The sequence below is a fragment of the Moorena sp. SIO3H5 genome (genome assembly GCF_010692395.1).
Taxonomy (GTDB): domain Bacteria; phylum Cyanobacteriota; class Cyanobacteriia; order Cyanobacteriales; family Coleofasciculaceae; genus Moorena.
Window position 1 is genome coordinate 1 of the sequence record NZ_JAAHHS010000378.1, and the last position, 7,386, is coordinate 7,386.

Here is a 7,386-nt window from a genome sequence, read left to right on the forward strand (position 1 = left end):
TCTCAACAAGACGCGATCGCGTAGCCCTTAAGCTGATGGCTGATGGCTGATAGCTGTTCGCGCAGCGTGCGCGTAGCGCATATACTTACCTACTTCTGCCCTCTGCCTTCTGCATAGCTGCCGTTCAGGTCATCATTTCCTTCTCAACAAAATTGGTATAGACCTGACCCTCAAGAAAAGCTGGTGTCTCTAGGATTTTTTGATGGAAAGTCAGGGTGGTGGTGACTCCGGTAATGGCACACTCCCTTAAGGCTCGTTTCATGCGCTGAATGGCAGCCTCACGGGTGGGACCCCAAACGATTAATTTGCCAATCAGAGAATCGTAGTAGGGGGGAATTTCGTAATCGGGGTAAACATGGGAATCCATGCGCACCCCTGGTCCTCCTGGTGGTAGGTAAGCACTAATTCGTCCTGGTTGGGGACGGAAAGCGTGGTCTGGGTCTTCGGCATTAATCCGACATTCGATGGCGTGACCTTTGAGAGTAATTTGGTCTTGGGTCAGGCTTAGTTTCTCCCCTTGAGCAATTTTAATTTGTTCGGCGATCAAGTCTAGACCGGTAACCATCTCGGTGACTGGGTGTTCTACCTGAATTCGGGTGTTCATTTCCATAAAGTAGAACTCACCAGAGGCATCTAAGAGAAACTCTACTGTGCCAACTCCGACGTAATTGATGGACTTAGCTGCCATTACCGCAGCATTACCCATTTTTGCCCGCAATTCTGGGTCAAGCACTGGGCTAGGGGCTTCTTCCAGTAGCTTTTGGTGACGCCGTTGGATCGAGCAGTCTCGCTCACCCAAGTGGATTGCGTTGCCATAACTATCAGCTAAAATTTGAATCTCGATATGGCGAGGGCGTTGAATAAATTTTTCAATATATACCCCGCCATTACCAAAGGCGGCTTGGGCTTCCCCTTGAGCGGCTTGGAAGAGTTTAATCAATTGGCTGTCATCCTGTACCAGGCGCATACCCCTTCCTCCACCACCAGCCGTGGCTTTAATCATGACAGGATAGCCAATTTGACGTGCGATCGCATAAGCTTCTTCCTCAGAGCTGACTAATCCATCGCTTCCAGGTACTGTGGGCACACCCGCTCGTTGCATGGTTTCTTTGGCCGTAGATTTATCTCCCATGGCTCGGATTGCTTCTGGGGTAGGACCGATGAAAGAAATCTGATGATCAGCACAGATTTCAGCAAAACGGGCATTTTCTGATAGGAAACCATAGCCTGGATGAATGGCAGTGGCGTTGCGAGTGAGGGCTGCAGCAATAATATTAGGTATATTTAAATAACTTTTGCTGCTGGGGGGATCCCCGATACAAACCGCTTCATCTGCCAGTTGGACATTAAGAGCATGTTGGTCAATGGTCGAGTGAACGGCAACGGTGGGAATCCCCATCTCCTCACAGGTTCGGATAATCCGTAAGGCAATTTCCCCACGATTGGCAATTAAGATCTTTGAAAATTTCATAGAATAGCTTGGTTATATAGAGTTTTTCTTGAGATTTAAAACTAGGATTGATGGGGAGGTTTGGGCAGGGTGGGAAGTGTGGGAAGTGTGGGAGGCGCAGGGAGCAACATGGTTAATAAACTATAGCAATTGTGATCACGAGCGAGGTAGACAGGATTTTTCCCCATTCCACCCTTACCCACGTCCGAGACCCAGACTAAACAAAATCTTTCCCTACTCCCGTCTTGATGCAGTCGCTCATGGGGGGGACCCCCAAGACCGCGCTGCATCGCTACTCCCTACTCCCTACTCCCTTCAATTTTGACAGCAATTTTCTGATTTACGCTTTGCAGCTTCGTCCTGTTGTATGGTATCCTACTAAATGGTTAGTAAAACGCGGATGTGGTGGAATGGTAGACACGCACGCTTGAGGGGCGTGTGGCGAAAGCCATGCGAGTTCGAGTCTCGCCATCCGCATTGGTTCAGCCTAAAGTTGTGAGCAACTACGCAACAGGGAGCTTCGGCTCAGGGCAGAAAAATTGACGAAAACATTATCATAAAAGCGATGCAGCACTATGGGACAAGGGCGCAGCATTGCTAGCTGCGTCCCGATTCCCGATTCCCGATTCCCGTGCGCCATCACCTCTTAGTCACATCAGGCTGCTGAAACCGATAGATATCGCGAATCACGTTTACCCAACCATCACAAAGAGAGGCTAATAAGCGATCGCCTTTTTCCTCAGTTGCTGCTGTAGCATCCCCGAGTACTCCACTCTGAGTCAACCCCTTGGTCAGCCAAGCAAAGGGCAATTTTCCTTCCATACTCAATAGACTATCTTCGGGCAATCCCTGGGGATATTCCTTTACTGCCCGATCCATTTTCACTTGACCAGGGAGTAGACAGAGCATGAGACTAGTTTCTAAATCCCCCCCATGAATCCCTAATTCTAATTCTTTCTGGGTGGCTAATTCCTTGGCCATGTTAGGCACGCCCCAGGTAAACAAGGGGAATACCATAAAATCTTCATGCTTGTGGTGAATATCCCGTGCAGCAATTTCCATCACTTGGGGTTGTCCGCCATGGGAATTCATCAGTACTAACTTCCGAAACCCACACCGATAGATACTATCAGCCATTTCCATCAGCACCGCTAGCAAGGTTTGAGCACTAAGGGTAATGGTGCCAGGAAAATGCCAATGCTCATTGGATTTACCGTAATAAAGGGGAGGCAAAGCATAAGCTGGGATTTCTGGGTCTAAGCAGCCTAAGGCTTTGCCCAAGACTCCCACCCCAATTGCCGCATCTACAATCAGCGGTAAATGGGGGCCATGCTGTTCAATGGAAGCGACCGGCTGAATAATCACAACATTTTCCTTATCGGGCATCTGTTCGATATCAGTCCAGGTCAGATAAGGGAAAAATCGTTCCGGAGGAATGAAATTATGCATTGGATAAATGAGTTACGATAGGTTGCTCCCAACCAATCATGATTCTGGGTTAACTTAGACTCTACACCTTACTCATAAATAATCTCAAGGATAGTTGGATCACTTAGCAATTAGCCATAGAGAAAATACCATTCGGTAATTATAATTGCTAATTCTACAAATTTCTCTGACCAACGTTACTTGCTCGGATATAGCATTTATAAATAGGTCATGAACAATCTTGCTGATTTACCAGCAAATCACAAACTCTTCGGAGCTCTTTCCTACTGATACGAAGTTCCGTTTTCCCTGTCTTGATGGAGTCGGTCATGGGGGGTTTCCCCCCATGACCGACTCCATCGCTTTTTCTATCAATCCTATGTTTACATTTGAAATAAAAATCCTATATTTCTGTAAAATGCTCTACTAGACTTTTTTGAAAACTGCCAATTTCTGTTGCTTCTTTGGGCTTTTTCTCTCTTCGAGGAGTACTTTTTTGACCTTCGAGGTAGTTAATTCCAAAACCTTGAGACATAATAGATTTATAGGGTAGCATCACCGTTAATTGATAACTTTAGGCTTAATAGTGATTTGTCAATTACCCTTTATAATCTAAGAAATGAGCTTACCATAAACTCCCAGCCTCCCCACCCTCCTCACAGGGTTAGGTTTTTTATATCAGTGTCACACATGGGACGACCTAGAGGGAGAGAAAAAAGAAGACTTTTAAGAAATGATAATTTTTAGCGGCAAATTAGCTGGATTGTCTTGATCCAATAACGAGTGGTTTGGGTTCTGTTTGGGTAACCTCGGTCTCCACCTTCTCTGTCTTGATGGGAAGGGCGAGTGGGGCAAATCACGCCAGCTGCTCATGGTTGTGGGTCTGTGTGGCTTACCTTGGTTGGTACCTGGGTTCGCCCGGTGGGAAGCCTCCAGACTGCACTGGTTACTCTTAGGTCAGCGCTGCATTGCTTCCTCCCTTGAATTTGGAAACACGATTACACCCATTGCGATAACTTGATGACTAATCTTAACAAACAAGCTGATCATCAACAAGTTTATAAACAACAGGCTGATTATCAACAAGATTATAACCAACAAGGTTATAACCAACAGCTATTGGAGCAGCTGGCTTTGGTAATTGAAATGGGAGTCAGTGTCAAGGAATTTTCCTTATTTTTTGCCCATTGTAATCATACCCAGTTGCGACACCACTTGATTCAACAGCTGACAGAGGTTTGTTCCATAGAGATTTGCCAGATTGAGCTAACTCCAGATATCACCGACCTATACACGACCCTATACACCAGCTGTCAAACCCAACTGGGACAAAAACAGCCCCAAGGGATTATGGTTTACGGCTTTGAGGTGGTGAGGGATCTTGATCAAGTGCTCAAACTAGCCAATGGAGTCCGGAAAGAGTTTCGCAAACAGTTCCATTTCCCCATCCTATTTTGGGTAGATGATCCAGTCTATGCTCAATTCCTTCACTCTGCCAGGGATTTGGCAAGTTGGGTAACCGGTTCACCCCTGGAGTTTCAAATCTCTACCGCTTACCTAATTGAATTCATCGAACAGGTTACTGATCTTGGGTTCACTCAAGTCTTAGCCGCTGGAGCCACTGGGAGTCTTGACCATGGACAGAATCTCAGTAACCAGCAGCTGGCTGACTTACGCCGAGCTTGGCTTGAGTTGCAACATCGGCAGGTAGAATTAGCCCCAGATTTAGAAGCGAGTCTGGAATTTATCTTAGGTCGAGGAATTCCCGATGCTCTCAACCATTCCCAGGAGCATTACCAAAGAAGTTTAGACCTGTGGAAACCTCTCCTGCCAGTTTACTTGTTTCCCGACCCCGAACATCTGATCCGATACGGATGTGTTCTCTTCTATATGGGGGAATTATACCATACCTATGCAGATCAAGACCGGAATCAGGGTAAGGAAAATTACCTACGGGCTAGGGAATATTTTGTGCGATCGCATAAGGCCTTTGAGCAAGCTAAGCGTCCCGACTTAGTGGCTAAGTTTATCAATCCCTTAGGAGAAATTCTACAAAGACTAGGGCGATGGGATGAGTTGGAGCAGTTAGCTAAAAAAGCCTTAACCCTTCATCAAAAATATCCCAACCCGGTCTGGCTTGCCCATGATTACGGCTTTCTAGCGACAGAAGTCGCCATCGCTCGCTCCCAATGGCATCGGGTCAAGGATTTGGCCACTAAAGCACTGGATATCCTTACCGATGCCCAGGATTCTGTTCAACTTCCTGGTGACCTGACTCGGGAGCAGTTGGACTGGGCGTGGGAACTTCATCAAGGTTGGTATCGCTTATCCTTAGGCAGAGCCTACAAGCATCTCGGTCAACCCCAGGAAGGGATTGCCCATCTTGAGCTTGCCAAATACCAAACCCTACCTAAGGTTAATCCCTACCTATATATTCAAATTCTCAAAGAATTGCGACAGCTCTACTTTGACCAAGAGGATTATCAAAGAGCCTTCTCAGTTAAAGCATACCAGCAATTAATCGAGTATCACTTCCGGTTTCGGGCATTTGTGGGTACTAGTCGATTGTACCTCAACCAACTAATCAAGGATACTCAGGCAACGCCAGAAGAAAAGCAGCGAATTGTGGCTGATCAAATTGCTGCCTCTGGTCGAGAGCAAGCGATTAATGACTTAGTTGAGCGTATTGGTAGCTGTGATCACAAACTAACGGTAATTTGTGGCTCCTCCGGTGTAGGAAAAAGTTTTCTACTGGAGTATGGTTTAATTCCTAGATTACAGCAAGAGAGTATTGCAGCTCGGGATGTTTATCCGGTTTTGCTGAAGGTTTATTCCCAGTGGGAAGATAGGTTAACTCAAAGGATAATTGGAACACAGAATACAGGAGAGTGGGAAGAGAGGGGAGAAAGAGAAGAAATTCTCGGCAAACTTCTCCAGAAGCTGCGAGACAATGGTGACCTTAATCGACTGACTGTTCTAATTTTTGACCAATTTGAAGAATTTTTCGTTGAGTATCATAAGCCACAGCAACGGCAAGTTTTTTATCAATTCATAAAAGACTGTCTAACCCTGGAATCAGTAAAGGTGATTTTCGCATTGGGTTCAGATTATATCTCTAATTTATTAGAGTGTAACGACCGGCTGATTAGTTTAGATGTAGTAAATAATGATATTCTCAGCAAGGATGTTCTCTATTACTTAGGAAATTTTTCTCAGCCCCAGGCCAAAGTGGTTATTAAACGGTTAACGAAGCAGGCTAAGTTTTCCTTAGAACCACAGCTAATTGATCAATTGGTGGCGGATTTAGCAGCAGAAACGGGAGAAGTGCGTCCGATTGATTTGCAGATGGTGGGAGCGCAATTAGAAACCGAGGGAATTGTGACCTTGGAAAGGTATCAGCAACAGGGTTATAAGGCAAAACTAGTAGAGCGTTATCTGGAGGCTTTGGTTACCGATTGTGGACCACAGCACCGAGAAACTACCTGGAAATTATTGTTTACATTGACCGACAAAAAGCAACTAACACCCATAAAAACCGAGACTGAATTAGCTATTTTTTCACCATTAAATCAAGATTTTATTAGGATAATTTTGGGGATTTTAGTAGAATCATGTTTGGTGTTAAATAGTCACCGACGAAGGGAAAACCGCTATTATTTGATCCATAATTATTTAGTAAATATGATTGATAAAATATATAATAATCATATAAAAACAAATTTGGTAAAGGTTGAGGAAGAAAAGCGAATTTTGCAGCAAGGGCAGGAAGAAGGACTAAAACTAGAACGAGCAGGAGTTACACATCTTTATCAATTTAACTATAGCCCCTTTGATGCCTTACTAGCAGCTATGGAGACGGGGAAAGCCTTGAAAGCAATGGTCACCAAAAATACTCCCTTGAAAGACTATCCCGCTGCTACTCCAATACTCGCTTTACAAATGATTCTTGACCACATTCAGGAGCCTAGACTTGGGAAGCATGAGGGTAAAATTTACCAGGTAAAATTTAGCCGGGATGGTCAGCTGCTCGCTAGCGCTGGAGTTGATGGCATCGTGAGGTTGTGGAATGTCAACACTGGGCAATCCCAGGAATTTAAGGGGCATGAAGGTTTGGTGAGGCAGCTGGAATTTAGCCAGGATAGTCAGCTGCTCGCTAGCGCTGGAGAGGATGGCATCGTGAGGTTGTGGGATGTCAACACTGGGCAATCCCAGGAATTGACAGAGCATCAGGGTTGGGTTAAGCAGGTGCAATTTAGCCAGGATGGTCAGCTGCTCGCTAGTGCTGGAATTGACGGAATCGTGAGGTTGTCGGATGTCAACACTGGGCAATCCCAGGAATTGAAGGGACATTACGGTTGGGTTGAGCAGCTGGAATTTAGCCAGGATGGTCAGCTGCTCGCTAGCGCTGGAGAGGACGGAATTGTGAGGTTGTGGTATCTCAACACTAGGCAATCCCAACCTTTGAAGGGGCATCGGGGTTGGGTGAGGCAGCTGGAATTTAGCCAGGA

Annotated in this window: 4 protein-coding genes, 1 tRNA gene and 1 pseudogene; 2 read left to right on the plus strand and 4 right to left on the minus strand. The window is 45.7% G+C overall.

The window, feature by feature from the left end; translation table 11 throughout:
* Positions 1-124: 124 nt before the first annotated feature.
* Positions 125-1,471: an acetyl-CoA carboxylase biotin carboxylase subunit gene (accC, locus tag F6K52_RS28715; RefSeq protein ID WP_293086695.1), complete on the minus strand. Its 1,347-nt coding sequence runs from the start codon at positions 1,469-1,471 to the stop codon at positions 125-127.
* 41 nt (positions 1,472-1,512) lie between these two features.
* On the minus strand, positions 1,513-1,740 hold the full coding sequence (locus tag F6K52_RS28720) for a hypothetical protein (protein WP_293086698.1): 228 nt from the start codon (positions 1,738-1,740) through the stop codon (positions 1,513-1,515).
* 106 nt (positions 1,741-1,846) lie between these two features.
* Between F6K52_RS28720 and F6K52_RS28725 the strand changes: the two genes are divergently transcribed.
* Positions 1,847-1,927: transfer RNA gene (locus F6K52_RS28725), tRNA-Leu, on the plus strand.
* A gap of 162 nt (positions 1,928-2,089) precedes the next feature.
* On the opposite strand, the gene F6K52_RS28730 is transcribed toward F6K52_RS28725, so the two are convergent.
* On the minus strand, positions 2,090-2,899 hold the full coding sequence (locus tag F6K52_RS28730; RefSeq protein WP_293086703.1) for a creatininase family protein: 810 nt from the start codon (positions 2,897-2,899) through the stop codon (positions 2,090-2,092).
* Between the two features lie 382 nt (positions 2,900-3,281).
* Entirely contained in the window at positions 3,282-3,413 is a 132-nt protein-coding gene (locus F6K52_RS28735) for a hypothetical protein (protein ID WP_293086706.1), read from the minus strand.
* 485 nt (positions 3,414-3,898) lie between these two features.
* Here F6K52_RS28735 and F6K52_RS28740 point away from each other — a divergent pair.
* A pseudogene (locus tag F6K52_RS28740) lies at positions 3,899-7,386 on the plus strand (hypothetical protein); the annotation flags it as partial.